This is a genomic window from Bacillus sp. DTU_2020_1000418_1_SI_GHA_SEK_038, assembly GCF_032341175.1.
GTDB lineage: Bacteria > Bacillota > Bacilli > Bacillales > Cytobacillaceae > Cytobacillus.
In genome coordinates this window covers 1,297,291-1,323,364 of sequence record NZ_CP135435.1, presented here as the reverse complement: position 1 = coordinate 1,323,364, position 26,074 = coordinate 1,297,291, and the positions used below count along the sequence as shown (strand labels likewise).

Genomic DNA, 26,074 nt, shown 5'->3' with positions numbered 1-26,074 from the left:
AAATAAAATGGAGCGGAAGACGGGATTCGAACCCGCGACCCCCACCTTGGCAAGGTGGTGTTCTACCACTGAACTACTTCCGCAAATGGCTGGGCTAGCTGGATTCGAACCAACGCATGTCGCAGTCAAAGTGCGATGCCTTACCGCTTGGCTATAGCCCAATAATATAGAGTAATTAATGATATTATATCAAAACCTATGATAAGGGTTCCACTATTTATTAAAATGGGGCGACTGATGGGAATCGAACCCACGAATGTCGGAACCACAATCCGATGCGTTAACCACTTCGCCACAATCGCCATAATTCATAATAGTTTCAATAATTAAATGGGGCGGCTGATGGGAATCGAACCCACGAATGTCGGAACCACAATCCGATGCGTTAACCACTTCGCCACAACCGCCATAATTTATGGCAGGGGTAGTAGGAATCGAACCCACATCAAAGGTTTTGGAGACCTTCGTTTTACCATTAAACTATACCCCTATAAATGGTGGTGGGGGACGGATTCGAACCGCCGAACCCAAAGGGAGCGGATTTACAGTCCGCCGCGTTTAGCCACTTCGCTACCCCACCGTAGTTATTAGAAATTGTCTGTAGTCATAATATGCTCCAAAGTCCTGCGGTCTTTGTCGCAAAAATTTAAAATTACCATTCATTGAAGAACTGCTCCGAAGCTGTAATTTTAAATTTTTGGTGCCGGCCAGAGGACTCGAACCCCCAACCTACTGATTACAAGTCAGTTGCTCTACCAATTGAGCTAGGCCGGCGTATATTATTTTATTTCCTAATTTAAAAACTGCTAAAAATTGTGCTTCAAAGTCTTACAAACTTTGTCGCAGATTTAAAAAGTTTACCATCAAGGGAGTAAAGCTTCGGTGCTGCAAGCTTTTAAAATCCTCTACCAATTGAGCTAGGCCGGCGTATTCTTTTTAAATGGTGGCTCAGGACGGAATCGAACCGCCGACACAAGGATTTTCAGTCCTTTGCTCTACCGACTGAGCTACTGAGCCACAAAATGGCGGTCCGGACGGGACTCGAACCCGCGACCTCCTGCGTGACAGGCAGGCATTCTAACCAACTGAACTACCGGACCAGATTGCGGGGACAGGATTTGAACCTGCGACCTTCGGGTTATGAGCCCGACGAGCTACCGGACTGCTCCACCCCGCGATAATAGTATTTATATGATTTTTACTATGCTCATATAAAGCATAAGGACTGACCCGATCTCAGGATGCTTAATCAAGCAGCAGCTGCATCGGTACAACTCACAGTTGATTCATGGAGTAACGCTCGTTGCTCCACCCCGCGACAATAATATTCCATGCTATAAGTAAACATGGTGGAGGATGACGGGATCGAACCGCCGACCCTCTGCTTGTAAGGCAGATGCTCTCCCAGCTGAGCTAATCCTCCGAAGCACAGGACGTGCAAGTGCATACGTTGCGACAGGATGTCGCGTACTTAGTATGCCAAATGGTGACCCCTACGGGATTCGAACCCGTGTTACCGCCGTGAAAGGGCGGTGTCTTAACCGCTTGACCAAGGGGCCAGATAAGTTTTTAAATGGCGGAGAGCAAGGGATTTGAACCCTTGATACGCGGTTAGCGTATACACGATTTCCAATCGTGCTCCTTCGGCCACTCGGACAGCTCTCCAGATGGCTCCGCAGGTAGGATTCGAACCTACGACCGTTCGGTTAACAGCCGAATGCTCTACCACTGAGCTACTGCGGAATAGTGAATATATTAAAAGCCTAGCGACGTCCTACTCTCACATGGGGACAGCCCCAAACTACCATCGGCGCTGAGAAGCTTAACTTCCGTGTTCGGGATGGGAACGGGTGTGGCCTTCTCGCTATCGCCACTAGACTTTTGTTAAAGACAATATCTATTATATCGTCTTTTTGATTTTTTTCAAGAGAAATTTTCATTCCCTCAAAACTAGATAATGCTGAAGAAGTTATTCGAGTAATCATACTAAATGTGGTTAAGTCCTCGACCGATTAGTATTTGTCAGCTCCACGTGTCGCCACGCTTCCACCTCAAACCTATCAACCTGATCATCTTTCAGGGGTCTTACTAGCTTGACGCTATGGGAAATCTCATCTCGAGGGGGGCTTCATGCTTAGATGCTTTCAGCACTTATCCCGTCCGCACATAGCTACCCAGCTATGCCTTTGGCAAGACAACTGGTACACCAGCGGTGCGTCCATCCCGGTCCTCTCGTACTAAGGACAGCTCCTCTCAAATTTCCTGCGCCCACGACGGATAGGGACCGAACTGTCTCACGACGTTCTGAACCCAGCTCGCGTACCGCTTTAATGGGCGAACAGCCCAACCCTTGGGACCGACTACAGCCCCAGGATGCGATGAGCCGACATCGAGGTGCCAAACCTCCCCGTCGATGTGGACTCTTGGGGGAGATAAGCCTGTTATCCCCGGGGTAGCTTTTATCCGTTGAGCGATGGCCCTTCCATGCGGAACCACCGGATCACTAAGCCCGACTTTCGTCCCTGCTCGACTTGTAGGTCTCGCAGTCAAGCTCCCTTATGCCTTTACACTCTTCGAATGATTTCCAACCATTCTGAGGGAACCTTTGGGCGCCTCCGTTACTCTTTAGGAGGCGACCGCCCCAGTCAAACTGCCCACCTGACACTGTCTCCCGCCCCGATCAGGGGCGCGGGTTAGAATTTCAATACAGCCAGGGTAGTATCCCACCAATGCCTCCACCGAAGCTGGCGCTCCGGCTTCCAAGGCTCCTACCTATCCTGTACAAGCTGTACCGAAATTCAATATCAGGCTACAGTAAAGCTCCACGGGGTCTTTCCGTCCTGTCGCGGGTAACCTGCATCTTCACAGGTACTATAATTTCACCGAGTCTCTCGTTGAGACAGTGCCCAGATCGTTACGCCTTTCGTGCGGGTCAGAACTTACCTGACAAGGAATTTCGCTACCTTAGGACCGTTATAGTTACGGCCGCCGTTTACTGGGGCTTCAATTCAGAGCTTCGCTTGCGCTAACCCCTCCTCTTAACCTTCCAGCACCGGGCAGGCGTCAGCCCCTATACTTCGCCTTGCGGCTTCGCAGAGACCTGTGTTTTTGCTAAACAGTCGCCTGGGCCTATTCACTGCGGCTCATCCGGGCTATTCACCCAAATGAGCACCCCTTCTCCCGAAGTTACGGGGTGATTTTGCCGAGTTCCTTAACGAGAGTTCTCTCGCTCACCTTAGGATTCTCTCCTCGCCTACCTGTGTCGGTTTGCGGTACGGGCACCTTTTCCCTCGCTAGAGGCTTTTCTTGGCAGTGTGGATTCAGGAACTTCGGTACTATATTTCCCTCGCTATCACAGCTCAAGCTTAACGCAAGCGGGATTTGCCTCGCTTGCACTCTAACTGCTTAGACGCGCTATTCCAGCAGCGCGCTTACCCTATCCTCCTGCGTCCCCCCATTGCTCAAACGGTAAAGAGGTGGTACAGGAATATCAACCTGTTGTCCATCGCCTACGCTTTTCAGCCTCGGCTTAGGTCCCGACTAACCCTGAGCGGACGAGCCTTCCTCAGGAAACCTTAGGCATTCGGTGGATGGGATTCTCACCCATCTTTCGCTACTCATACCGGCATTCTCACTTCTAAGCGCTCCACCAGTCCTTACGGTCTAGCTTCAACGCCCTTAGAACGCTCTCCTACCACGGACATCGCAGATGTCCATCCACAGCTTCGGTGATACGTTTAGCCCCGGTACATTTTCGGCGCAGAGTCACTCGACCAGTGAGCTATTACGCACTCTTTAAATGGTGGCTGCTTCTAAGCCAACATCCTGGTTGTCTAAGCAACTCCACATCCTTTTCCACTTAACGTATACTTTGGGACCTTAACTGGTGGTCTGGGCTGTTTCCCTCTTGACTACGGATCTTATCACTCGCAGTCTGACTCCCATGGATAAATCTTTGGCATTCGGAGTTTGTCTGAATTCGGTAACCCGATGAGGGCCCCTAGTCCAAACAGTGCTCTACCTCCAAGATTCTAACAACATGAGGCTAGCCCTAAAGCTATTTCGGAGAGAACCAGCTATCTCCAAGTTCGATTGGAATTTCTCCGCTACCCACACCTCATCCCCGCACTTTTCAACGTGCGTGGGTTCGGTCCTCCATCCAGTGTTACCTGGACTTCAACCTGGACATGGGTAGGTCACCTGGTTTCGGGTCTACGACCACATACTCAATTCGCCCTATTCAGACTCGCTTTCGCTGCGGCTCCGTCTATTCAACTTAACCTTGCATGTAATCGTAACTCGCCGGTTCATTCTACAAAAGGCACGCCATCACCCGTTAAAGGGCTCTGACTACTTGTAGGCACACGGTTTCAGGAACTATTTCACTCCCCTTCCGGGGTGCTTTTCACCTTTCCCTCACGGTACTGGTTCACTATCGGTCACTAGGGAGTATTTAGCCTTGGGAGATGGTCCTCCCTGCTTCCGACGGGATTTCACGTGTCCCGCCGTACTCAGGATCCACTCTGGAGGGAACGAAGTTTCAACTACAGGGCTTTTACCTTCTCTGGCCGGCCTTTCCAGACCTGTTCATTTACCTCGTTCCTTTGTAACTCCGTATAGAGTGTCCTACAACCCCAAGAGGCAAGCCTCTTGGTTTGGGCTAATCCCGTTTCGCTCGCCGCTACTCAGGGAATCGCGTTTGCTTTCTCTTCCTCCGGGTACTTAGATGTTTCAGTTCCCCGGGTCTGCCTTCAATACCCTATGTATTCAGGTAAAGATACTGTTCCATTACGAACAGTGGGTTCCCCCATTCGGAAATCTCCGGATCAAAGCTTACTTACAGCTCCCCGAAGCATATCGGTGTTAGTCCCGTCCTTCATCGGCTCCTAGTGCCAAGGCATTCACCGTGCGCCCTTATTAACTTAACCTGTTCGGCAAATGATAAGCGGCGCATCTCTGCGTCAGCTCTCTCGCTGTGCTCCTCACGTACCAACTGCGTACGTTCCGGTGCTCGCTCGGTCGCTTCCTTGATCTACTGCTTCTCATTTCCCTCACGATTTGTGAATAGATTAATTTCTATTCTCGTGATTGGTTGTTTTTAACTCTATATTAAATAGAGAGAATAACTAAAATGGCGATTACTCGGTTATTGCTTCTTCATAATCATTATCTAGTTTTCAAGGAACAAGGCTACTGATTTCAATCACAACGTGATTTCGCATCGTAGTATTACTTCATGCTGCCTTGCAACGAGCTGAGGGGTTACTTCCTCGAATCTCTGCGGCGCAGGAGCAAATATTGAGAAATTAAAACCATTTTAAAAATGATGATAATTCCCTCAAAACTGAACGAACAAGTAACGTCTTTTATTGAAGTATCGAGTACTTCAATTCATCCTTAGAAAGGAGGTGATCCAGCCGCACCTTCCGATACGGCTACCTTGTTACGACTTCACCCCAATCATCTGTCCCACCTTAGGCGGCTGGCTCCTTACGGTTACCCCACCGACTTCGGGTGTTACAAACTCTCGTGGTGTGACGGGCGGTGTGTACAAGGCCCGGGAACGTATTCACCGCGGCATGCTGATCCGCGATTACTAGCGATTCCGGCTTCATGCAGGCGAGTTGCAGCCTGCAATCCGAACTGAGAATGGTTTTATGGGATTGGCTAAACCTCGCGGTCTTGCAGCCCTTTGTACCATCCATTGTAGCACGTGTGTAGCCCAGGTCATAAGGGGCATGATGATTTGACGTCATCCCCACCTTCCTCCGGTTTGTCACCGGCAGTCACCTTAGAGTGCCCAACTGAATGCTGGCAACTAAGATCAAGGGTTGCGCTCGTTGCGGGACTTAACCCAACATCTCACGACACGAGCTGACGACAACCATGCACCACCTGTCACTCTGTCCCCCGAAGGGGAAAGTCCTATCTCTAGGATTGTCAGAGGATGTCAAGACCTGGTAAGGTTCTTCGCGTTGCTTCGAATTAAACCACATGCTCCACCGCTTGTGCGGGCCCCCGTCAATTCCTTTGAGTTTCAGCCTTGCGGCCGTACTCCCCAGGCGGAGTGCTTAATGCGTTTGCTGCAGCACTAAAGGGCGGAAACCCTCTAACACTTAGCACTCATCGTTTACGGCGTGGACTACCAGGGTATCTAATCCTGTTCGCTCCCCACGCTTTCGCGCCTCAGCGTCAGTTACAGACCAGAGAGTCGCCTTCGCCACTGGTGTTCCTCCACATCTCTACGCATTTCACCGCTACACGTGGAATTCCACTCTCCTCTTCTGCACTCAAGTCCCCCAGTTTCCAATGACCCTCCACGGTTGAGCCGTGGGCTTTCACATCAGACTTAAAGGACCGCCTGCGCGCGCTTTACGCCCAATAATTCCGGACAACGCTTGCCACCTACGTATTACCGCGGCTGCTGGCACGTAGTTAGCCGTGGCTTTCTGGTTAGGTACCGTCAAGGTACCGGCAGTTACTCCGGTACTTGTTCTTCCCTAACAACAGAGTTTTACGATCCGAAAACCTTCATCACTCACGCGGCGTTGCTCCGTCAGACTTTCGTCCATTGCGGAAGATTCCCTACTGCTGCCTCCCGTAGGAGTCTGGGCCGTGTCTCAGTCCCAGTGTGGCCGATCACCCTCTCAGGTCGGCTACGCATCGTTGCCTTGGTGAGCCGTTACCTCACCAACTAGCTAATGCGCCGCGGGCCCATCTGTAAGTGATAGCCGAAGCCATCTTTCAGCTTTCCTACATGAGTAGAAAAGAATTATCCGGTATTAGCTCCGGTTTCCCGAAGTTATCCCAGTCTTACAGGCAGGTTGCCCACGTGTTACTCACCCGTCCGCCGCTAACTTTTGGGAGCAAGCTCCCAAAAGTTCGCTCGACTTGCATGTATTAGGCACGCCGCCAGCGTTCGTCCTGAGCCAGGATCAAACTCTCCAATAAATTGTGAGTTGATTAGCTCATATATGTCTTTTTTCGAGAAAAAGACTAAAAGATTAAACGTTGACGTTTTGTTCGTTCAGTTTTCAAAGAACTATCGGGTTGCTCAGAAGCGACTTTTCTAATATAACATGTGTCGAATTTGATGTCAACACTTTTTTAAAACCTTCATCCGCCAACTGCTCTTCATTTTATTCAATAAATTGCAGCGGCGGATATAAATATAACAAGTATTTAATAAAAGGTCAATAGCTTTTTTGCTTTTTTACAATAACTTTTGACTGAGTTTATAATACCGATGAAAAACACCTTTTCCCTTTGTTTCTATTGTTACAACTTCAATCAAATTTCTATCGATTAGATATTCGATCAGCATTCCTAAATCAACTGAATAATGCTGTAATTCTTTATGGTTCATCATTTCATTTATAGACCAGAACTCTTTTTCCAATAGAACATCCACTAAATGGCTGATGCCGCTTTTTATTTTGGAATGGATCAAAAACTCACTTGCTAAGAAAAGCAGCTCTAGCCTTTTTTCTAAAGGCTCATGACTATTTACCAGCTCTTCATATAATTTTAATATTTCTGGCTCAATTTGTTTAATTTGCTGCCAGACCGTTACCTCAGGGTGAAAGCCTTGCTCTATTAACGCAAGTCTAGCTAGATGATGAAGGGAATGAACTACATGATTATATGTATCCAAGTAATGACCATTTTCAAAAAAAGCCTTCCCATCCATATACCGACGAATTAGTTTGGCAAATTCAATTCCCATTTTCAATTTACGGCCATTGAATGGGAAATCCCTTAGTTCCGTATTGATCTTATGGAAATATTCGTTACGTTCGAAAATCACTTTACCGTTATATAACCAATCAAAAATCTTCTTATTCGATCCGAGTAAAATCCATTCATATAGCTGCTGGTCAGTAATCGTATATAAAGCCGCTTTCTGATCGTTATAAGTATAGTGCTTTACGTATACTGGTGACTCTGCTTCCTTAACTAATATTAGCAAAACAACATCAAAGGTGTCTGTAGCTGGAATATTCTTCTGTTGTTTCTTTATCATTAACACTCCGAGAGTATTTGCTTGACTAGCTCGTTCTTGATAAATGGGGCGGAGAATATCTTCCATCCTTATTCCTCCATATTTTTATTAGCTTTATTTTTCATGTTCAAAAAAAAACAATTAATCATTTAATAGGCTTAATGAAGCTTTTATGCATGAATCAAATATATCTTCGACAATTTTTTCAAATAATCCTTCTTTATCAAAAAGAAAAACTGCCTGCATTTTCTATTATTTCATTTTTGTTAATAGGTATTTATCTAGTATCTCTTCTATTGAAAGATACGCTTACTACTTATTATCTTTCATTTGATATGTTATAGTATTTCCGTAGGAGGGACTTAAATGGCTAAATATTCAAGTAAAATCAATAAAATTCGAACATTTGCCCTTGCTTTAATATTTGTCGGTTTTTTAGTCATGTATCTTGGGATCTTTTTCAGAACTTCCCCTCTGCTCATGACCATCTTTATGCTTTTTGGAACCGTCTTTATTATTGCTAGTACAGTAGTATACTTTTGGATTGGGATGCTATCAACAAAAACGGTACAGGTTGTCTGTCCAAATTGCGGCAAACATACAAAAATATTAGGTCGCGTTGATATGTGCATGTATTGTAATGAACCATTAACACTAGATCGTAATCTAGAGGGCAAAGAATTCGATGAAAATTATAATAAAAAATCTCGGTTGTAGCCGAGATTTTTATTTTTACCATTGCCTTGCTACTCAACGAAAATGCCCATAAAAATAAGCTGTCGGTACTTTGACCAGCAGCTTTGTTTTATTAATGCGTCTCTTTAATTGAACAATCTGGGCAGGTTCCGTAAATCTCCATTCGATGATGGCTAATCTTAAAACCTGTAACATGGGATGCTAAATGCTCAACTTCATCAAGACCAGGATAATGAAAGTCAACGATTTTCCCACATTTTTCACAAATAACATGGTAATGATGGGTTGTTACAAAGTCAAAACGGCTTGATGCATCTCCATAAGTTAATTCCTTAACAAGGCCAACCTCACGAAATACTCGTAAATTATTGTAAACTGTTGCCACACTCATATTTGGAAACTTTCCTTCTAAAGCCTTGTAAATATCATCTGCTGTAGGGTGTGACATTGAGTTTATTAAATATTCAAGTATCGCATGACGCTGTGGTGTTATACGAACTCCAGTATCCTTAAGAGTATCCAGCGCTTCTTTTAATTGAATCTGCGCCACCGGCCATGCACCTCTTTTCTAACAAGAATTATTACTTTATAATCTTTATAAATAGTTTACTCATTCAATACTACTTTTGTCAACATTGCAAACTAAAAAACGGGCAGTTAAGGCTTTTTTATTAAAATCTGACCCATACGGAAGTTTTTTATCCCCCCTTCTGGTTACAGTCATTCTTAAATTACTATATGTTTAATAAATATATTTAAAAACATAAAAAATAAAAAAAGCGAATCCGTTATGATTCGCTTCAAAATATATCTGAGGAGGTATGCCCTAATAAAATGATATTCAAATCATTTCAATATGAGTGGACAAAAGCCTTGTTGGCAAAAAATAGGCCATTTTTTATGAAAGATTTTCCCTTATATATTCAAGTGCTTCCTCGACATGCCCCTTAACCTTCACCTTTCTCCATTCCTTTACTAGCTTGCCAGCTTTATCGATGATGAATGTAGAGCGTTCGATTCCCATATATTCTTTTCCGAAAGTTTTCTTAAGCTTCCAAACATCATAAGCTTCCGCAGCCTTATTCTCCTCGTCTGCAAGCAGGATAAATGGCAAATCATATTTTTCAATGAATTTCTCATGGCGGGCAAGTGGATCAGGACTCACACCAAGAATAACTGCATCCAAATCTGCGAAATGACTATGCTTGTCTCGAAAATCACATGCCTGTGTTGTACATCCAGGAGTCATATCCTTTGGATAGAAATATAAGACAATATTTTTTCCTCGAAAATCAGATAGTTTAATCGTTTCCCCATTACTTGCTTCAAGTGCAAAATCAGGAGCTAATTCTCCTATCGAAACGGCCATTGAAATTCCCCCTATATCCTTTTTCCATAAGCCTATCCAATTTTTCCAAGAAAAACAACAAAATCAACTTGACGACCGCTACAATTTCTTTTCCATCTCAAATACTGCTCTAAATACGAAAGCAGCCGGGATCGTATAGCCAATGAGTGCTTCAAGCACTGCTATCATTCTTCCGATGCCAATAGGGGCAATATCTCCATAGCCAACAGAAAATAAGGTTACTGCACTGAAATAAAAACCTGTTTCTAGTTGATTAAGAAAATCACCTTCTAATCCGACCGTTCCTTCCATAAAAACAGTATAGCCATTCGTTTCAAGAAGAATATATATAAGACCAAACCCAATCATGACGGTTACATAAATAAAGGCCAAATACATAAAGTTTTCAAAGCTAACTTTTTTCCCTTTAATTTTGTGTGGCAAAAATAAAGTTCTTATGCTCATGATCATACAGAATACAATTAATACAAGGGATATATAAAAAACCATTTACACGCCCACTTTCCTCTTTGCCTCTCTTAAACTATACGCTTATTGCTAAATCCATATGACTGCTTGTATCCATCGAGAAGTCGCAATTATGAAACGAAACATTCCAACCCCAAAACATGATAAGATATGGTAAGTTAGCACATATACCAAGGAGGATTCACATGCAATTTTCAAATTCAGAACGCATACATAAAGAGGCACTTGAGCATATTGTCGGAGGGGTGAACAGTCCTTCCCGTTCATATAAAGCTGTTGGCGGCGGTGCCCCAGTCGTTATGGAGAGAGGTCAAGGAGCGTATTTTTGGGATGTAGATGGCAATCAATATATTGATTATTTAGCCGCTTATGGTCCCATTATTACAGGTCATGCTCATCCACACGTAACTGAAGCTATTAAGAAGGCTGCTGAGACAGGTGTACTATATGGAACACCAACTCCCCATGAAGTAAAATTTGCGGCAATGCTTAAAGAAGCTATGCCAGCTCTTGAAAAGGTCCGTTTCGTTAATTCTGGAACAGAAGCAGTCATGACAACGATTCGTGTGGCACGTGCCTATACAGGGAGAGACAAGATCATCAAATTCGCCGGCTGCTATCATGGCCACTCTGATCTCGTTCTGGTCGCAGCAGGATCAGGTCCAGCTACACTCGGAACGCCAGATTCAGCTGGTGTCCCTAAGAGTATTGCTCAAGAGGTTATTACGGTTCCGTTTAATGACATCGAACCATTTAAAGAGGCATTAGAAAAATGGGGAAGTGAAATTGCAGCTGTTCTTGTGGAGCCAATTGTCGGGAACTTCGGCATTGTTGAACCAAAGCCAGGTTTCTTAGAACAAATTAACGAATTAACACATGCTGCAGGTGCTCTTGTGATTTATGATGAGGTCATAACCGCTTTCCGATTTATGTATGGCGGGGCTCAGGATTTATTAGGCGTTACTCCTGATTTAACCGCCATGGGAAAAATTATTGGAGGCGGCTTGCCAATTGGTGCATACGGCGGCAAGAAAGAAATCATGGAAAAAGTGGCTCCTTTAGGACCAGCCTATCAAGCAGGAACAATGGCAGGTAATCCGGCATCCATTTTATCAGGAATTGCATGCCTAGAGGTTTTACAGCAAAAGGGTGTATATGAGTATCTCGACAGACTTGGAGCGTTGCTTGAGGAAGGTATTGCAGCAGCTGCAAAGGAATACAATATCCCTATTACAATTAATCGTTTGAAGGGTGCGCTGACAGTCTATTTTACAAATGAAAAAGTCGTCAATTATGTCCAAGCAGAGAACACAGACGGCGAGATGTTTGCGAAATTCTTCAAGCTCATGTTAAATCAAGGAATCAATCTTGCACCATCCAAATATGAAGCTTGGTTCCTAACCATCGCACATACAGAGGAAGATATCGAAGCAACGATTCATGCCGTGCAGAATGCGTTTCAAGCATTAAGGGAAGAATAATTAATATTTTTCATTCATATGATTGTAGGAGCGATTATTTTTCGCTCCTTTTTCTAAATTTAAATAGGACAAACTCTTGTAAAAAATTCACGAAAATGCCCATTGTACTTCTTACTATATCCATGTATAGTACATTAATGTCATCTTAATAAAATCACTTTAGTTGAATTCATTGGATTGTTTGTTAAAATAACACCTTATTCGTTATGATGACTAAGTTAAGGTAAAAAACAGAAGGCATCTTCTGATAGAAAGGAAACAAATAAGTATGAAGCTTGGCGCCCGCATACTAAAAACGGGAATCGCAATTATTCTATCATTATTTTTATCTCAGGTTTTTCAGCTGCCTTCTCCTGTCTTTGCAGCCATTGCGGCGATTTTCGCGATTCAGCCCACCATTTACCGATCCTTCTTATCTATCATTGAACAGGTTCAGGGAAATGCAATTGGGGCTCTTACCGCAGTAGTCTTTGTTCTATTATTCGGCAATGATATGTTCATCATCGGTTTAGCAGCAATCGTTGTGATCACCATTAACCTAAAGCTCAAAATAGAAAATACAATTGGATTAGCTCTCGTAACCATGATTGTTATTATGGAAACACCTAGTGATGAATTTATCCAATTTTCTCTTATACGCTTTTCTACTGTTATGTTAGGTGTTTTCTCAGCTTTTATCGTCAATCTTGTGTTTCTTCCGCCTAAATATGAGAAAAAACTATACTATGGCATTTCAGATATTACAGAGGAAACCACTAAATGGATCCGGCTCACAATTAGGCATGCCTCCGAGCATAAGCTGCTGAAAAATGATATTGGGAAAATGAAGGAAAGTGTTAGAAACCTTGACCATTTATACATAATGTATAAGGAAGAGCGCAACTATTTCAAAAAGGAAACAATTCCAAAATCACGAAGGCTTGTTATTTATCGGCAAATGATTTCAACTGTAAAAAGATCGCTGGATACATTAAGGAAATTACATCGTTTTGAAAATGATCTACAGGAAATGCCTTTGGATTACCAAAATGCGATTCAACAGCAGCTTGACTGTCTAATTCATCATCATGAACATATCATGTTAAAGTTCATTGGAAAAGTACGTCCGAATGTAGTCTTTGAAGAGGGAGACATCTTCCTAAATAGGAAAGAGCTTTTCAACCTCTTTATATCTCAAAAGAAGGAAGCTTCTCTAGAGGATGAAGACACCCTTTCGCACAATATGCAAATAATCTCCGCTATTATTGATTATAATGAGCAGGTCGAGCATCTTGATAAGTTAATTACTAGCTTCCAAACCTATCATAAAAAAGCGAATGAAATGTCGATAGAGAAGTAGAAAAGCAGAAGCGCCTTGTCCACCCCCGACAAGCACAAGACGAGCCTCTCGGAAAGGTGTACTTTACCTTTCTGGGAGGATTGGCTTGTGACCTCGAGGGGGTAGGCGCTGGAGCTAGACAAGTAATAGAAAAGAGCATCCAGCGCGGATGCTCTTTTCTAACTTTCAAGCTGTTGTACTTGAAATAACTTATAATAATTGCCTTGTAATTTCATTAGTTCTTCATGGCTGCCAACTTCAGAAATCTCTCCATGCTCAATCAAGATAATCCGATCTGCATGTGTGATGGTTGAAAGTCTGTGAGCAACAATAAAGGTTGTCCGATCCTTAGCAAGCTCCTCTAATGCTTCCTGTATTAAATGCTCGCTTTCTAAATCCAGTGCCGAAGTGGCTTCGTCCAAAATTAAGATTGGCGGATTTTTGAGAAAGATTCTTGCAATCGCCACACGCTGCTTCTGCCCGCCTGAGAGCTTGACTCCGCGTTCTCCGACCCTCGTATCATAGCCATTTGGCAAATTCATAATAAATTCATGAGCATTGGCAGCCTTCGCAGCTTCGATAACCTCTTCATCAGAAGCCCCTGGCTTTCCTAATAAAATATTTGTTTTGACAGACTCACTAAAGAGGATATTATCCTGAAGAACCATTCCGATTTTATCCCTTAAGGAGCGAACCTTAAATGATCGGATATCTTTTCCGTCTAACAAGATTTTTCCCTCTGTAACATCATAAAATCTTGGGATTAACCCTACTAATGAAGACTTACCTCCCCCGCTCATCCCAACAAGAGCAATGGTCTCACCCTTTTTCACATTCAAAGTAATATTTTTTAGAACAAGCTCTTCCTTTTTATCGTAGGCAAAGCTTACTTGTTCAAAATCAATATCACCTTTCACAGCCTTGCATTCCATTGCATTTGGAGAGTCATCAATATCATACTTTTCATCTATTAATTCAAACACTCTGTCCATAGAGGCAATCGATTGGGTTAATGTTGTGGATGAATTTACAAGTCTTCTGAGTGGATTATATAATCTATCAATGTAAGCAATGAACGCCATCATTGTTCCTGTAGATAAATTCCCTTGAATAACCTGGTAGGCTGAGTAGCCAATGACAAGTAATGGCGCAATATCTGTGATGGTATTAACAACGGCAAATGCCTTTGCATTCCATTTTGTATGATCAATGGCTTTCGTTAGAAAATTTTCATTTTGCTTATCAAACTGAGTTTGTTCATGATCTTCAATGGCAAAGCTTTTTATGACAGCCATTCCCTGAACGCGTTCATGAAGATATCCCTGGACTTCCGCCAATGCTTGCGAACGTGCCCTTGTCAGCTTTCTTAAATTGCCGAAAAAATACCTTACGGAAAACCCATAAAACGGGAATAGAATTAACGAAACAATCGTTAAAGTAAAATCCATTTTCATCATAATTGCTACGGCAATCAGAATCGTTGCGATATCAAGCCATAAATTCATTAATCCAGTAATAACGAATGTTTTTGTTTGTTCAACATCGTTGATCACTCTTGAAATGACCTCGCCAGCTCTCGTATTGGCATAATATTTAAAGCTTAGCTTTTGTATATGTGTGAATAGTCTATCACGAATATCATACAAAATTTTGCTCGCTACCCATTGGGCAAAATACTGCCGGTAATACTCAATCGGTGGACGAATAATGACAAAGACAAAAATCATTATGCCCATTATTTTGATTAAACTGCCTGTCTTATCAGCACTGCTCAAGTCGGTGCTCCCTACAATATCATCAATTACATATTTAATTAGTAATGGAATTAATAGGGGAATCGCAAACTTAATGATTCCAATGATGAGCGTGATGATAATCTGCAGGCGATATGGCTTAACAAAGTGCATATAACGCCGGATGCTGTCCAACTTATTTCCCCCTCTTACCTTTTTAAAACATATGGCTTTTGCTAATGACTTTTTGTTGGAGATCAAACCGCCTTACGCATACCTGCTCTCTCTTGTTTTCGTCCAGAATAAAACCCGGTCGCATGCATACGGCTAGTAAACAACAATAATCGAAAATAAAGCCAAGCATTATAAAAACCTGTTGATTCATCGGTCAACAGGCGTGACATTCGTGCTCTCATCCATTTTTCATTAGCGTCTGTAGGTAAGATATCTTTCATACCAAATATCAATAAAATCGGGTGCAAACGGACCTTTTCTTTGGCGAATCCAATGAATTAATTGATCGACATTGGATTTTAAGATGCGGTCGATAGGCTCAGGATAATTCATTTCCTGCCGATGCCGCTCGTATTCATCCTCATCGAGCAGATTGAAGGTCATGTCTGGAAAAACCTTTATATCTAGGTCATAATCAATATATTTCACTGCTTCCCCATCAAAAATAAAGGGAGAACTAATATTGCAATAATAATAAATTCCATCCTCCCGAATCATTCCAATAACATTAAACCAATATTGTGAATGAAAATAACAAATTGCTGGTTCTCTCGTGATCCATGTTCTTCCGTCCGATTCCGTTACAACAGTCCGGTCATTTCCGCCAATGACCAAATTTTGTGTTCCTTTTAAAACGGTTGTTTCCTCCCAGACGCGATGGATATGCCCATTATGTTTATAGCTATGAATTTGTACTGGTTCTCCTTCTCTGGGTACGGCCATTCATTTTCCCCTTCTTTCGAAAAATCCCGGGCTTTGCAACCTATCCAACTTAGAGAGACAAGGCTTGTCCTCCTATTGTCGGGAGATGAAGGTGAGACAAGAAGATTATTATCATAATGCACATTTATTTTTCAATAATCTAATCCCACTCATGTCTCCAATAAATTTTTTAACTGATTAAAGGCAACAAAGAACGAATACTTTTTTCTACTATTATAACGGTTTATGGCAAAATTTAAAACAAAGAGCCATTGGAAATCTTCAATGGCTGAAAGAAAAACAATATAGGATTAATATTTTGCAGGTCTAATACCCTTTTTTCATGATCTTAAGCTGCGTTATCATTGGCATTGTATTCATCTATGTATATTATTGGCCTATGGTCAAACGGTTACCTTAATATCTTGATACGAGCGAATGACTTCTTCTGTTTGCGTTTCAAAAAGCTGATGTATGTCCTTAAGCTCTTTTCGCAAATTCGCTATTTCAATTTGTATACTTTCAAGCTCAGTCTCTTCCTGGAGAGCATTAAGCTCCTCTTCAATTTCCTCACAGCGCTCGAGTTCACTTTGAAGATATAGAAGTTTTTCCATCGTTTGCATTTGTTCAGATACTAAATGGTTAAAGTTTTTCATAAGTTTGTTTCACCGTCCCATTTATTTTTCTTTGTATGTATTCGCTCACAACCCTATCTTTCCTTTGACTACTTCTGTTGATTGAATGGAAGTTTTGTCGAAAAAGAAGATCTGAAGTGAATCAAAGTACTGCTATACTCCAGCATTATATCCGCATGCCTTATCGAATAGACCTAATAAACTGTCAACATTCAAAAAAAGAAGGCACCCTTTCGAATAAAAGGGCGCCTTCCATATAAATTACTGACTTTGCTGACCGGAGTTTTGTGCTTTGCGAGCCTCAGCTTGTTGGTTTTGTTGTCTAACCTCTTGTGCATTTGTTTCGCTAGCAAACTCTGTACCGAACTGACCCCCGGCACCAGCTGCTCCAGCACCAGCGGATTGAGCGTTTTGTTGTCTAACTTGTTGAATGTTTGTTCCAGCTTGAGATTGGTTTGGTTGTTTTGCCATGATTATCACCTCCACGCTCTTTAATTTAACCAAGCGCAGAAATATTATCCTCGAATTTTAAAAAACTGTAGCGAGGGGAGTTGTCCTCTCAACTGACGGTTTTTAATCATGGCAATTTTTAATTATACGAGTAAGGATATTCCCCCATCTACAATAATTGTCTGGCCGCGAATCATGCTTGATTGATCACTTAATAAGAACATAACTGCATTCACCATATCCTCAATTTCAACCATTCTCCCAGCTGGTGTTTTTTTTCTTGCTTCGGCTAGCAGTTCTTCGCGATTTGGAAAATGTGTAAGTGCCTCTGTATCAACAGCACCGCCTGAAACCGCATTTACAGTAATATTTTTAGAAGCAAGCTCAACAGCTAAATATCTTGTTAAAGCTTCTAAGGCAGCCTTCGAAACGCCGACAGTTGTATAATTTTCCAAATAGCGAATAGAGCCTAACGAGCTAATGCTGACAATTTTGCCCCCTTCGTTTCTTTCCATTAGCTTTGCGGCCTCTTGGGCACAAAATAATAAAGCCTTGCTATTAATATTCATTGTCCAATCCCAGTGAGATTCTTCCAGCTCCATTGCGGGGCGCAGTACGCCTGAAGCGGCATTGTTGACAAATACATCTAACCTGCCATATTCTTGATCAATCTCCTGAAATAATTTTTTTATCTTTTCTACGCCACCGACATTTGCTTTTACAATGAAAGCCTTTCTTCCTAAAGCTTCAATTTCTGCGGCTGTTTCCATTGCCGCTGACTTGCTTCGTGCATAATTAATGACAATATCATAGCCTTCTTTTGCCAATCTAATCGCTGTTGCTTTTCCTATCCCTCTGCTGCTCCCGGTTACTAATGCTACCTTTTGTGCCATATGTCCCAATTCCTTTCTTGATAAATGGCGGAAGTATGAAAAAGTCACTCACAATCCGCCATATTCTTCTAATGCTCATTTTATCTTTTTCATGTATATCTAGCAATTGAGATCAGAACAATAATAAATACGATAAATGAAAGGAAGAGGATTATGTATAACGGCCGAGACATGACTGAATTGTCGATGATGTCCAAAACAGATTGGGAAGATCAAGAGTTAACTTATTTTCACCATTCCTTCCAGCAAATTGTCCCGTATTTAAATGCGGAAGGTCAAACGATTCAAAGAGAAATCATGGAGGAAATTCAAAATCGCGGGGGATTGAAGAATACGAAGAGGTCATGATAGTTGCTGACGGACTTTTTTTACTTTACATTAACTCAAAGTGTCCGTCATAACCCCGATGACGGACTTTTCACAATAAATTTTCACTCAAAGTGTCCGTCATAACCCCGATGACGGACTTTTCACAATAGATTTTCACTCAAAGTGTCCGTTATACCCCCGATGACGGACTTTTCACAATAGATTTTCAATCAAAGTGTCCGTCATAACCCCGATGACGGACTTTTCACAATAAATTTTCACTCAAAGTGTCCGTCATAACCCCGATGACGGACTTTTCACACTATACTTTCACTCTAGATATCCATTATGATGTCGATTCCATAAATTTCTTAAATATTTTCTGGTGAGACACAGAAAAAGCAAACTGTTCCATTTCTTCCGGTGTAACGAGCTTCAGGTCATCGGCTTCATTTTCAAAAGAGAGCAGCTTACCTTTATAAGCATTGATATTCCACGTTAAATGGGAGAATACATGCTCAATTTGTCCGATCATTTCTTTCACTTGAACGTCAGCCTGAAACTGATCTTTCATTACTTCCACTAACTGAATAGTTTCGTGTTCATAGGGCAGCAGAATTTCTACATTAGGGAACTCCCATAAATTCGCTAACAGCCCCTGATCATCCCTTTTATGAATAAGAATTCGACCTTCCCTATCTGTCAGAACAGCTGCTGCAATTCGAACATGTCGATGTTTCTTATTTTTTGTTTTAATAGGAAGCTCAGTATGTGTTCCGGCATGGAATGCGTGGCAATGCTCACGAACTGGACATAATAGACATTTTGGTGATGTAGGGGTACAAATTAAGGCTCCTAGCTCCATCAAAGCTTGATTAAAGTAGGACGGATTTTCGTGAGAGATTAGCTTTCTTACTGCCTCTTCAAAAACTCTCCTTGACGATGCCTTAGCAATATCCTCCCAAATCGATAAAATTCTCGATAAGACCCGCATCACATTTCCATCAACAGCTGGTTCAGGAAGACCGTAAGCGATGCTGAGAATAGCCCCCGCTGTGTAGGGCCCAACCCCTTTTAACGAAGAGATCTCCTTTTGATTATTAGGAACCTTGCCTTCGTATTTTTCCTCAACCTCCTTGACTGCTGATTGAAGATTCCTCGCCCGTGAATAATAGCCTAAGCCTTCCCAAGCCTTCAGCACCTTTTCCTCCTCAGCCTCTGCCAATGCTTTAGTTGTTGGAAACTGCTCGATAAACCGGTTAAAGTAGGGAATGACCGTGTCCACCCGTGTTTGCTGGAGCATAATTTCTGAAACCCAAACTTTATAAGGGTCCCTATCCTTTCTCCAAGGAAGGTCTCTTTGTTCAGCCTGAAACCAGCCTATTAAATCGTGCTGAAAGGCTTTTATATCTATATGATTAAGCTGTTCTAATTGATTTTTGTTCAAGTCTTCTCCTCCAAGATATTGTAAAAAAGTAGTACAATCCTATAAAAGGATTAACAAATGTTATAATGGGAAAAATATATGGAAGTAGTTTAGATTTTCTAGGCACACATTAATAAGAAATTGCATTCTTTGAATTTAACCAGGCTTTTTGTTTCAATTTTAGCAACTCTTATAAATTTAACATGTTTTTGTGGTGAAACAAGCAAAATCATAATAAAATTAACCTTATAATGATTTCTAAAATAAGGAGGTTTTTCCTCTTGGATACTGGCACACATATTGTGATGGGTCTTGCGTTAGCTGGAATTGCTACTCTTGATCCGGTCGTTGCACAAAATTCAGCTACAACAACAAGCGTAATGATTGGGGCCATTGTCGGTTCACAAATCCCCGATATTGATACAGTATTAAAACTTAAAAGCAATGCCGTTTATATTCGCAATCATCGCGGGATTACCCATTCAATTCCTGCTGTTCTCCTTTGGCCTTTAGCACTCATTGCCGTCATCTACCCTTTCTTTCCAGGAGCGAATTTACTCCATCTTTGGATTTGGACGTTTATCGCTGTTTTTCTCCACGTTTTTGTTGATATTTTCAATGCTTATGGTACCCAAGCATTACGTCCATTTTCATCAAAATGGGTCGCATTAGGGATTATTAATACATTTGATCCATATATATTTGGAATTCATATCGTTGGCATTTTAATATGGGCATTTGGTGCGCATCCAGGATATACATTTCTGCCTATTTATGTCATGTTGGTTTTCTATTATGTTTTTCGATTTAGGGCACAAAAGAAAGTATATAATGAGGTAAAAAGAATGATCCCAGATGCAACGGAGATCATTATTGCCCCAACAATGAAATACAACAAATGGCGGATTGCTGTTATGAATAAGCACCAGTTTTTTGTCGGGCGCGCTGAAGATCATGAAGTGAAAATCATTGATCAATTTAACCGTGTCCCTGTGCCGGAGACACCCGTTTTAGAGGCCGCCAAGAAAGATAAAAACCTGTCTGCCTTTTTATCCTTCTCCCCTGTTTACCGTTGGGAGATTGACGAATACGATGATTATTATGAAGTTCGTTTCATCGACCTACGTTATCGCAGCAATGATTATTACCCTTTCGTGGCGGTTGTGCAATTAAATCCAGAATTAGAAATAATCACATCCTATACAGGATGGATTTTCAGTGAAGAGAAGCTTCGTAAAAAATTGGATATTATTCCTAGTTAGCAAAAAATATCTGGCCTGCTTAGCCAGATATTTTTTAATGCATCTTCTTCGGATCCTGTTCCAATAAGTGCTTGTACTTTGGATTCTCGGCAACAAATTCATGCAACTTATCACCATAGTGTTCAATCCATTGACTAACAACCTTTTCCGTCATTTCACTTCCCTGATATTTCCTGCCTGCTTTTGCATAAGTAGTTTCGAAATCGTCCCAAAGCAACTCAACCCATGTTTGGGCAAGGCTTGCTGATAGAAAGTTGTTTTTCTCAAGAAGCTTTGTAAATAATCTCTTTTGATATTCATTCATTTCCATGACCTCTTTTCCAATAAAAGACCATCATACAGATTGAGGAAAAACAAATACTATGATTACGTGATGAGCATTTGCCAACCGCAATGTTTTTCACGCTCTTACATCCCTTGTCAGGAGGCGTTTGAATGGTCCGTAATAAAGCAAGAAACTTCCCAAACCAAAACAAAAATAAATTTGGCGGAGAGCCCCGTGCGAAAGCAGAGTATGCTTCTACAAGGGCAGATGGAACCATTAATACACATCCCCAAGAAAGAATGAGAGCATCTTCAAACCGCGATAGTGATACACCCGAATTTTAACCACTAAGGAGGCTGTATAATGGCTAAACCGCGGAATTTCTTTAACTCAAAAATTAAAGCACCTAATTTCCGTCCAAAACATGCTCATTCACAAATAAACGGAGAGACACAGCTTACTCAAAACCTCGTCATATTAGAAGCGCAAACAAGGAAAAGATCGTAGCGGTACTCTGGAGAAAGAGGAGTTTTCCTCTTTCTCAGCCTTTTTTCAGCATTGAAATCGGTAGCGCCTCTTCCCCTTCACTGCCTTTTAAACGAAATCCCCAGGCAAATACCCCATTCATATAATCGATTTTAAAATAAGCGCCAGGATCCCCTTCAATTTCATATATCTCGCCAGCTTTATAATCATCTGGGTTCAATAAATAGGATTTTGCCATTACTGCCTTTCTTTCAAGTACAGCATACTCATTGACCATTCCCATTTGTTCTGCTTTCCTAGCTTTTTCATTTAGCTTTGAAATTTCCTGCTGCAGTTCGTACTCTGTCATATCGCTATATCTTTTTTCCTGCATTTAATTCACCTTCCTGTCATGCACCTTTTCTATGTCAAAGGACATCCTAATAGTATCCATACTAAAGTATATTGAAAAATGAACAAATAGAAAAGGGATAAGACTACAGCATATGAACCCCAGATTTGATACAATAAGGGTTTAAGGCAAACGGATTGAGGTGTTAAAAGGATGAATTCTATCATCATAACTGGCGCGGGCTCAGGGTTAGGAAAAGAGCTAGCCTTATTATATGGACAAAAAGGCTACCATATTATTTTAGCAGGCAGAAAGATTGAGAAATTAAAACCTGTTGAGGAACAAATCACATCACAAAAAGGAAAAGCAACTTCCCTTCCCGTAGATGTAACTGTACCATCGGAAATAAAGTTATTGATGGCAGACGTCAGCAGCAGGTTCAATCTTTATGGACTTATTAACAACGCGGGATTAGGTATGTTTGGGCCGTTTGAACAATCCACTCCGGAAAAGATTGAACAGATGTTCGAGGTGAATGTTTTTGGAACGATTCATATGACTCAAGCATTTCTTCAAGAAGTTAAAGAAGGCTTCATCATGAACATTATTTCAACGGCTGGTTTAATAGGAAAAACGAATGAAGCAGGATATTGTGCAAGTAAATTTGCAGTCAGAGGACTGACAGAAAGCCTGCAAAAGGAATACGAAGCTTCGAACATACAAGTTAAGGCCGTTTATATGGGCGGAATGGATACCCCTTTCTGGGATCATAGTGACCATATTAAAGACAAGTCCCGTCTGCAATCACCCGCAAAAATCGCTGAAATCATTTGGGAGAACATGGATAAAGACACCATTATTATTGAAAACAATAAACCTTAATACTCTAACCCTGCCTGGATATGTATGGCAGGGTTGTTTATTTAAAGACTATTCTTCTTTCAGCTCAACCATCATTTGCTCAATCAATTCAATAGCAAATCCCTTACGATAGAGCGTCTGTTTCATTTTTTGCTCATATTCAAAATCACTCAAATGGGAAAATTTTCGATGGGCCTTTTCTGCATGAGTACGTAGAGCCGCCATTTCCAGATCTTCACCCTTGTCCATATCTGTTTCAGTAATGGCTGCCTGAATCATTTCCATTGAATAGCCTTTTCTATAAAGCATCCCTTCAAGCTTTTGCTTAATCACCCTAGTTGAGTCTCGAGAATTCTTTTGTACAAATTTTTCACAGAGCATACATGCGGTTTTGAATTCTTTTTCATATGAATATTCCTTCAAAGCTATATCAATCAAATTCTCAGGTATACCCTTTTCCCGCAGCTCTCCACGAATGACTCTTGACCCTTTGTCAGTCGTATTCATTGACGTCCGAACAAAAGCGATGGCATACTCTTTATCATCTAAAAATCGGTACTCATACAATTTATGGATGACTTCCCGAATAATCATTTCATCGACATCTTTTTCGGCTAAATATTGGTGTACTTCTTTTTCCGACCTCATTCTTTTGGATAAAAATTGGATAGCTCTGTTATATGCTTTGCGAATGTCATCCTGATAAGCAATTTCGGATAAAGAAAATTCGTCCAGCTCCATACCTTTTTTCAACTGATGTTTAATAATTACATCCTCATCCACACTAAAGGCATATTTTTCATCCAAAAAAATATTATATCGATCTTTATTTTTTTCCTGTACAGAGATTTTTGTAATAGTAGGCATATTTATCACCTCATCATTAATGTACCATTAATTGAAAAAGGATTTAAGGAATATATAGAGAACAAGTAATTAAAAAGATTAATAAACGGAGGAAAGATTCATGAAGATTGCTTTGACAGGCGGGACAGGCTTTGTTGGCGGAGCTTTGGCAAAGGAATTAGTAAAGAACGGGCATGAAGTTTACATCCTTACAAGAAATGTGGGCCAAAGGTATGCTAGCGAAAATATTACCTATGTTTCTTGGCTTAATGAGGGGGATCGGCCGGAAGAAATGCTAGAAGGAATAGATGCTTTAATTAATCTTGCGGGCGAATCCATTAATAGCGGGAGATGGACTGAAGCCCGAAAGAAGAGAATTTTGGAAAGTCGAATTTCTGCAACAAAGGAAGTGCTTCGAATATTAAAACAGCTGATGAAAAAGCCAGCCTTATTAATTAATGCCAGTGCTATCGGTTATTATGGGACTTCACTGACAAATACTTTTAAAGAGGACTCTTCAGAAAAGGGTTCGGACTTCCTTTCAGCTACTGTACAGCAATGGGAGACTGAAGCACTAAAGGCTCAGGAATTAGGAATTCGTACGGTTTGCTGCCGTTTTGGAATTATTCTCGATGGGACTGATGGCGCTCTTCCGAGAATGGCACTGCCTTATAAACTTTTTGCCGGCGGGACAGTCGGATCGGGTGAACAGTGGGTTTCTTGGATCCACTTAAATGATGTTGTGAATGGCATTATTTTTTGCATTAATAGCACAAATATTGAGGGCCCTGTAAATTTTACCGCACCTAACCCTTTAAGAATGAAGGAATTTGGTCAACTACTTGGGAAGGCGATGCAACGTCCACATTGGATTCCCGCACCAGGATTTGCTTTAAAGGCCTTGTTAGGTGAAATGAGCGGACTCGTGCTTGAAGGACAAAATGTGCTTCCCGCAAAGCTGATATCCAATGGCTATCCTTTCCTATTTAAGCATTTGCATGAAGCTTTAGCAGATATCTACTAAAAGCTAGTATCAAACTTTTCACTTAAGGGAAAAATAAGGATGGTGTGAATTTTACCTTATTTTTTGAAAGGGTGATCGACTTGGATAAAAAAACAAAAGATAAAAAGAAACGATCTTTATCTGCAACACAGGAGGTTCTCTACTCCCGCGAATTCAAAATGGCGGACCGGGCTGGCGGTTATGTGGACAGGCCAAAGCATTAATTCCCAACTATAATTTTGGCAGGATTGTTAACAATAAAGTACGGAAGCAACTTTGGTTTCCGCACTTTATTGTTGAAAGGGGTTTTTGCAATGGGCCGTTCACGCGGACAAAGATCTCGAGACAAAAACAAAGCTTCACTTCCACAAGTGCCAAAAAATATGAAATCTGATGGAATCGATGAGGAATTCTCACAAGAACTTGCCGATCAGGCAGATCTTGAGGCTCAAGCTCGTGCAAATGCTGCGAATCAAAGAGTTAAAGGAAAGCAACGAAGATCGTAATCAGAAAAGCGGAAGCGCGTCGGTCACCCCCGACAAGCACAAGACGAGCCTCCCGGAAAGGTGAGCTCTACCTTTCTGGGAGGATTGGCTTGTGACCTCGAGGTCGACAAAACCGCGACGTCCTGTCGCATTGTCGACACTAGTACGTCCTGTACGTCGGGGGTAGGCGCTGAAGCTAGACAGTTCTCAAACTCGAGAAAAGTTATACTTACTATTAGAAAAGCAGCAAGGATCGGCTCCTTGCTGCTTTCTACTTTTAACCATTAAGCTATTTGCTTTTCAGTTGTATTTCCGCCTTTTCCTAAAAGGTTTTTCACGTATGGGATTGCAATTCTGTCTACGCCCCAGAAATAAGCACCGCTACCTGTGAATAGTAGAATAATGGCAGTAGTATAAAGGATAGGGTTTGTGCTTGTTGTTCCGGCTAATAAGAAGTTAAGGTTCATAAATGCCCCTGCAATAAGTGCTGGAATGGTTGCTGCTCCAAGAATAAGTCCAATTCCTACTAGAAGTTCACCATATGCAACTAGAGTACTGAATAAATCTGCATTAGGTGCTGCAAAGTTTTCTAAAAATGCTGCGTACCAGCCTTGTACTGCCGGGTGATCCCCTCCCGCTTTGGCAATGGCTCCTTGTATAAATCCATCAGCTTTAAAACCGCCTGTTACTTTACCCCATCCAGCTTCTATCCACTGAATTCCTAACCAAATTCTTAACACTGTCCATGCAATTGCTGCTTGCGGAGTTTTCCACCATTTCATAATAATCCTCTCCTAATTTGGATATATTTATTTTGTG

25 protein-coding genes, 14 tRNA genes and 3 rRNA genes are annotated in these 26,074 nt (G+C 41.7%); 11 read left to right on the top strand and 31 right to left on the bottom strand.

All coding sequences use genetic code 11. From position 1 onward, the window contains the following. Positions 1-8: 8 nt before the first annotated feature. The 18 genes from RRV45_RS06565 to RRV45_RS06480 all read right to left on the bottom strand — a co-directional run bounded on the left by RRV45_RS06565 (position 9) and on the right by RRV45_RS06480 (position 8,089). Positions 9-83: transfer RNA gene (locus tag RRV45_RS06565), tRNA-Gly, on the bottom strand. A 3-nt stretch (positions 84-86) separates the two neighbouring features. After that, a tRNA-Gln gene (locus tag RRV45_RS06560) sits at positions 87-161 on the bottom strand. Positions 162-226: 65 nt separating this feature from the next. Continuing rightward, a tRNA-His gene (locus RRV45_RS06555) sits at positions 227-302 on the bottom strand. Between the two features lie 29 nt (positions 303-331). Further along, positions 332-407, bottom strand: a tRNA-His gene (locus RRV45_RS06550). 9 nt (positions 408-416) lie between these two features. Then, positions 417-490 (bottom strand) — tRNA-Trp (locus tag RRV45_RS06545). 5 nt (positions 491-495) lie between these two features. Next, a tRNA-Tyr gene (locus RRV45_RS06540) sits at positions 496-580 on the bottom strand. Between the two features lie 118 nt (positions 581-698). Next, a tRNA-Thr gene (locus RRV45_RS06535) sits at positions 699-774 on the bottom strand. Positions 775-941: 167 nt separating this feature from the next. Next, positions 942-1,017 (bottom strand) — tRNA-Phe (locus tag RRV45_RS06530). Positions 1,018-1,023: 6 nt separating this feature from the next. Then, positions 1,024-1,100, bottom strand: a tRNA-Asp gene (locus RRV45_RS06525). Positions 1,101-1,103: 3 nt separating this feature from the next. Continuing rightward, positions 1,104-1,177, bottom strand: a tRNA-Met gene (locus RRV45_RS06520). A 170-nt stretch (positions 1,178-1,347) separates the two neighbouring features. Continuing rightward, positions 1,348-1,423 (bottom strand) — tRNA-Val (locus RRV45_RS06515). Between the two features lie 61 nt (positions 1,424-1,484). After that, positions 1,485-1,559: transfer RNA gene (locus RRV45_RS06510), tRNA-Glu, on the bottom strand. A 15-nt stretch (positions 1,560-1,574) separates the two neighbouring features. After that, positions 1,575-1,665, bottom strand: a tRNA-Ser gene (locus RRV45_RS06505). A 3-nt stretch (positions 1,666-1,668) separates the two neighbouring features. Further along, a tRNA-Asn gene (locus RRV45_RS06500) sits at positions 1,669-1,743 on the bottom strand. Positions 1,744-1,761: 18 nt separating this feature from the next. Then, positions 1,762-1,878, bottom strand: a 5S ribosomal RNA gene (gene rrf / locus RRV45_RS06495). A gap of 114 nt (positions 1,879-1,992) precedes the next feature. Next, positions 1,993-4,928, bottom strand: a 23S ribosomal RNA gene (locus tag RRV45_RS06490). A gap of 473 nt (positions 4,929-5,401) precedes the next feature. After that, positions 5,402-6,951: ribosomal RNA gene (locus tag RRV45_RS06485) — 16S ribosomal RNA — on the bottom strand. The 16S, 23S and 5S rRNA genes sit together here with 14 tRNA genes alongside, the layout of an rRNA operon. 262 nt (positions 6,952-7,213) lie before the next feature. Continuing rightward, on the bottom strand, positions 7,214-8,089 hold the full coding sequence (locus tag RRV45_RS06480; protein ID WP_315667988.1) for a nucleotidyltransferase-like protein: 876 nt from the start codon (positions 8,087-8,089) through the stop codon (positions 7,214-7,216). A 279-nt stretch (positions 8,090-8,368) separates the two neighbouring features. On the opposite strand from RRV45_RS06480, the gene RRV45_RS06475 reads away from it, so the two are divergent. Continuing rightward, positions 8,369-8,719, top strand: coding sequence for a YgzB family protein (locus RRV45_RS06475; protein WP_315667987.1), 351 nt, complete (start codon positions 8,369-8,371; stop codon positions 8,717-8,719). Positions 8,720-8,810: 91 nt separating this feature from the next. On the opposite strand, the gene perR is transcribed toward RRV45_RS06475, so the two are convergent. The 3 genes from perR to RRV45_RS06460 form a co-directional block, all read right to left on the bottom strand. Then, entirely contained in the window at positions 8,811-9,248 is a 438-nt protein-coding gene (gene perR, locus RRV45_RS06470; RefSeq protein WP_315667986.1) for a peroxide-responsive transcriptional repressor PerR, read from the bottom strand. Between the two features lie 348 nt (positions 9,249-9,596). Further along, on the bottom strand, positions 9,597-10,067 hold the full coding sequence (bcp, locus tag RRV45_RS06465; RefSeq protein WP_315667984.1) for a thioredoxin-dependent thiol peroxidase: 471 nt from the start codon (positions 10,065-10,067) through the stop codon (positions 9,597-9,599). A gap of 78 nt (positions 10,068-10,145) precedes the next feature. Continuing rightward, positions 10,146-10,556: an ion channel gene (locus tag RRV45_RS06460; RefSeq protein ID WP_315667983.1), complete on the bottom strand. Its 411-nt coding sequence runs from the start codon at positions 10,554-10,556 to the stop codon at positions 10,146-10,148. Between the two features lie 164 nt (positions 10,557-10,720). On the opposite strand from RRV45_RS06460, the gene RRV45_RS06455 reads away from it, so the two are divergent. Together RRV45_RS06455 and RRV45_RS06450 are read left to right on the top strand one after the other, a co-directional pair. Beyond that, the gene (locus RRV45_RS06455) at positions 10,721-12,016 is read left to right on the top strand and encodes a glutamate-1-semialdehyde 2,1-aminomutase (RefSeq protein WP_315667982.1); all 1,296 of its coding nucleotides are present in this window, start codon (positions 10,721-10,723) and stop codon (positions 12,014-12,016) included. 268 nt (positions 12,017-12,284) lie between these two features. Further along, entirely contained in the window at positions 12,285-13,355 is a 1,071-nt protein-coding gene (locus tag RRV45_RS06450; RefSeq protein WP_315667981.1) for an FUSC family protein, read from the top strand. 158 nt (positions 13,356-13,513) lie between these two features. On the opposite strand, the gene RRV45_RS06445 is transcribed toward RRV45_RS06450, so the two are convergent. The 5 genes from RRV45_RS06445 to fabL all read right to left on the bottom strand — a co-directional run bounded on the left by RRV45_RS06445 (position 13,514) and on the right by fabL (position 17,981). Continuing rightward, positions 13,514-15,262, bottom strand: coding sequence for an ABC transporter ATP-binding protein (locus RRV45_RS06445; protein ID WP_315667980.1), 1,749 nt, complete (start codon positions 15,260-15,262; stop codon positions 13,514-13,516). Positions 15,263-15,493: 231 nt separating this feature from the next. Further along, positions 15,494-16,024: a nucleoside tri-diphosphate phosphatase gene (locus RRV45_RS06440; RefSeq protein WP_315667979.1), complete on the bottom strand. Its 531-nt coding sequence runs from the start codon at positions 16,022-16,024 to the stop codon at positions 15,494-15,496. A 383-nt stretch (positions 16,025-16,407) separates the two neighbouring features. After that, positions 16,408-16,659 carry a YgaB family protein gene (locus RRV45_RS06435; RefSeq protein ID WP_315667978.1) on the bottom strand — a complete coding sequence of 84 codons (252 nt, stop codon included), beginning with the start codon at positions 16,657-16,659 and terminating at the stop codon, positions 16,408-16,410. Between the two features lie 240 nt (positions 16,660-16,899). Next, entirely contained in the window at positions 16,900-17,109 is a 210-nt protein-coding gene (locus RRV45_RS06430; RefSeq protein ID WP_410489337.1) for a gamma-type small acid-soluble spore protein, read from the bottom strand. Between the two features lie 122 nt (positions 17,110-17,231). Further along, positions 17,232-17,981, bottom strand: coding sequence for an enoyl-[acyl-carrier-protein] reductase FabL (gene fabL, locus RRV45_RS06425; RefSeq protein WP_315668952.1), 750 nt, complete (start codon positions 17,979-17,981; stop codon positions 17,232-17,234). 153 nt (positions 17,982-18,134) lie between these two features. Between fabL and RRV45_RS06420 the strand changes: the two genes are divergently transcribed. Continuing rightward, entirely contained in the window at positions 18,135-18,329 is a 195-nt protein-coding gene (locus RRV45_RS06420; RefSeq protein ID WP_315667977.1) for a hypothetical protein, read from the top strand. 307 nt (positions 18,330-18,636) lie between these two features. On the opposite strand, the gene mutY is transcribed toward RRV45_RS06420, so the two are convergent. Then, entirely contained in the window at positions 18,637-19,737 is a 1,101-nt protein-coding gene (gene mutY / locus RRV45_RS06415) for an A/G-specific adenine glycosylase (RefSeq protein ID WP_315667976.1), read from the bottom strand. A 260-nt stretch (positions 19,738-19,997) separates the two neighbouring features. On the opposite strand from mutY, the gene RRV45_RS06410 reads away from it, so the two are divergent. Further along, positions 19,998-20,978, top strand: a complete 981-nt coding sequence (locus RRV45_RS06410) for a metal-dependent hydrolase (RefSeq protein ID WP_315667975.1) — start codon at positions 19,998-20,000, stop codon at positions 20,976-20,978. Between the two features lie 34 nt (positions 20,979-21,012). On the opposite strand, the gene RRV45_RS06405 is transcribed toward RRV45_RS06410, so the two are convergent. Further along, positions 21,013-21,282, bottom strand: coding sequence for a YfhJ family protein (locus RRV45_RS06405; RefSeq protein WP_315667974.1), 270 nt, complete (start codon positions 21,280-21,282; stop codon positions 21,013-21,015). A gap of 131 nt (positions 21,283-21,413) precedes the next feature. On the opposite strand from RRV45_RS06405, the gene RRV45_RS06400 reads away from it, so the two are divergent. Both RRV45_RS06400 and RRV45_RS06395 read left to right on the top strand, forming a co-directional pair. Then, complete coding sequence (locus tag RRV45_RS06400) at positions 21,414-21,587, top strand: small, acid-soluble spore protein K (protein ID WP_315667973.1); 174 nt, start codon at positions 21,414-21,416, stop codon at positions 21,585-21,587. 19 nt (positions 21,588-21,606) lie between these two features. Next, entirely contained in the window at positions 21,607-21,750 is a 144-nt protein-coding gene (locus RRV45_RS06395) for a YpzG family protein (protein ID WP_315667972.1), read from the top strand. A 34-nt stretch (positions 21,751-21,784) separates the two neighbouring features. Here RRV45_RS06395 and RRV45_RS06390 read toward each other — a convergent pair whose 3' ends face one another. Continuing rightward, on the bottom strand, positions 21,785-22,102 hold the full coding sequence (locus tag RRV45_RS06390) for a YfhH family protein (protein ID WP_315667971.1): 318 nt from the start codon (positions 22,100-22,102) through the stop codon (positions 21,785-21,787). A 171-nt stretch (positions 22,103-22,273) separates the two neighbouring features. Here RRV45_RS06390 and RRV45_RS06385 point away from each other — a divergent pair, with 171 nt between their 5' ends. Beyond that, on the top strand, positions 22,274-22,942 hold the full coding sequence (locus RRV45_RS06385) for an SDR family NAD(P)-dependent oxidoreductase (RefSeq protein ID WP_315667970.1): 669 nt from the start codon (positions 22,274-22,276) through the stop codon (positions 22,940-22,942). Between the two features lie 48 nt (positions 22,943-22,990). Here RRV45_RS06385 and recX read toward each other — a convergent pair whose 3' ends face one another. Beyond that, the gene (recX, locus tag RRV45_RS06380; RefSeq protein WP_315667968.1) at positions 22,991-23,788 is read right to left on the bottom strand and encodes a recombination regulator RecX; all 798 of its coding nucleotides are present in this window, start codon (positions 23,786-23,788) and stop codon (positions 22,991-22,993) included. Positions 23,789-23,888: 100 nt separating this feature from the next. Between recX and RRV45_RS06375 the strand changes: the two genes are divergently transcribed. From RRV45_RS06375 to RRV45_RS06365, 3 genes are all read left to right on the top strand, one after another. Continuing rightward, positions 23,889-24,791, top strand: a complete 903-nt coding sequence (locus tag RRV45_RS06375; protein WP_315667967.1) for a TIGR01777 family oxidoreductase — start codon at positions 23,889-23,891, stop codon at positions 24,789-24,791. Between the two features lie 80 nt (positions 24,792-24,871). Then, positions 24,872-24,994, top strand: coding sequence for a YfhE family protein (locus tag RRV45_RS06370; protein ID WP_151537531.1), 123 nt, complete (start codon positions 24,872-24,874; stop codon positions 24,992-24,994). A 90-nt stretch (positions 24,995-25,084) separates the two neighbouring features. Beyond that, complete coding sequence (locus tag RRV45_RS06365; protein ID WP_315667966.1) at positions 25,085-25,276, top strand: YfhD family protein; 192 nt, start codon at positions 25,085-25,087, stop codon at positions 25,274-25,276. Positions 25,277-25,539: 263 nt separating this feature from the next. On the opposite strand, the gene RRV45_RS06360 is transcribed toward RRV45_RS06365, so the two are convergent. Next, a complete protein-coding gene (locus tag RRV45_RS06360) occupies positions 25,540-26,037 on the bottom strand; it encodes a DoxX family protein (protein ID WP_315667965.1) in 498 nt (165 codons plus the stop codon). Between the last annotated feature and the right edge of the window lie 37 nt (positions 26,038-26,074).

What these genes read in the sequence shown, in the direction of transcription:
- RRV45_RS06480 (WP_315667988.1), bottom strand. Translation starts at nt 8,089, where the DNA reads ATGGAAGATATTCTCCGCCCCATTTATCAAGAACGAGCTAGTCAAGCA.
- RRV45_RS06475 (WP_315667987.1), top strand. Translation starts at nt 8,369, where the DNA reads ATGGCTAAATATTCAAGTAAAATCAATAAAATTCGAACATTTGCCCTT.
- bcp (WP_315667984.1), bottom strand. Translation starts at nt 10,067, where the DNA reads ATGGCCGTTTCGATAGGAGAATTAGCTCCTGATTTTGCACTTGAAGCA.
- RRV45_RS06460 (WP_315667983.1), bottom strand. Translation starts at nt 10,556, where the DNA reads ATGGTTTTTTATATATCCCTTGTATTAATTGTATTCTGTATGATCATG.
- RRV45_RS06455 (WP_315667982.1), top strand. Translation starts at nt 10,721, where the DNA reads ATGCAATTTTCAAATTCAGAACGCATACATAAAGAGGCACTTGAGCAT.
- RRV45_RS06450 (WP_315667981.1), top strand. Translation starts at nt 12,285, where the DNA reads ATGAAGCTTGGCGCCCGCATACTAAAAACGGGAATCGCAATTATTCTA.
- RRV45_RS06440 (WP_315667979.1), bottom strand. Translation starts at nt 16,024, where the DNA reads ATGGCCGTACCCAGAGAAGGAGAACCAGTACAAATTCATAGCTATAAA.
- RRV45_RS06435 (WP_315667978.1), bottom strand. Translation starts at nt 16,659, where the DNA reads ATGAAAAACTTTAACCATTTAGTATCTGAACAAATGCAAACGATGGAA.
- RRV45_RS06430 (WP_410489337.1), bottom strand. Translation starts at nt 17,109, where the DNA reads ATGGCAAAACAACCAAACCAATCTCAAGCTGGAACAAACATTCAACAA.
- fabL (WP_315668952.1), bottom strand. Translation starts at nt 17,981, where the DNA reads ATGGCACAAAAGGTAGCATTAGTAACCGGGAGCAGCAGAGGGATAGGA.
- RRV45_RS06420 (WP_315667977.1), top strand. Translation starts at nt 18,135, where the DNA reads ATGTATAACGGCCGAGACATGACTGAATTGTCGATGATGTCCAAAACA.
- RRV45_RS06405 (WP_315667974.1), bottom strand. Translation starts at nt 21,282, where the DNA reads ATGAATGAATATCAAAAGAGATTATTTACAAAGCTTCTTGAGAAAAAC.
- RRV45_RS06400 (WP_315667973.1), top strand. Translation starts at nt 21,414, where the DNA reads ATGGTCCGTAATAAAGCAAGAAACTTCCCAAACCAAAACAAAAATAAA.
- RRV45_RS06395 (WP_315667972.1), top strand. Translation starts at nt 21,607, where the DNA reads ATGGCTAAACCGCGGAATTTCTTTAACTCAAAAATTAAAGCACCTAAT.
- RRV45_RS06390 (WP_315667971.1), bottom strand. Translation starts at nt 22,102, where the DNA reads ATGCAGGAAAAAAGATATAGCGATATGACAGAGTACGAACTGCAGCAG.
- RRV45_RS06385 (WP_315667970.1), top strand. Translation starts at nt 22,274, where the DNA reads ATGAATTCTATCATCATAACTGGCGCGGGCTCAGGGTTAGGAAAAGAG.
- recX (WP_315667968.1), bottom strand. Translation starts at nt 23,788, where the DNA reads ATGCCTACTATTACAAAAATCTCTGTACAGGAAAAAAATAAAGATCGA.
- RRV45_RS06375 (WP_315667967.1), top strand. Translation starts at nt 23,889, where the DNA reads ATGAAGATTGCTTTGACAGGCGGGACAGGCTTTGTTGGCGGAGCTTTG.
- RRV45_RS06365 (WP_315667966.1), top strand. Translation starts at nt 25,085, where the DNA reads ATGGGCCGTTCACGCGGACAAAGATCTCGAGACAAAAACAAAGCTTCA.
- RRV45_RS06360 (WP_315667965.1), bottom strand. Translation starts at nt 26,037, where the DNA reads ATGAAATGGTGGAAAACTCCGCAAGCAGCAATTGCATGGACAGTGTTA.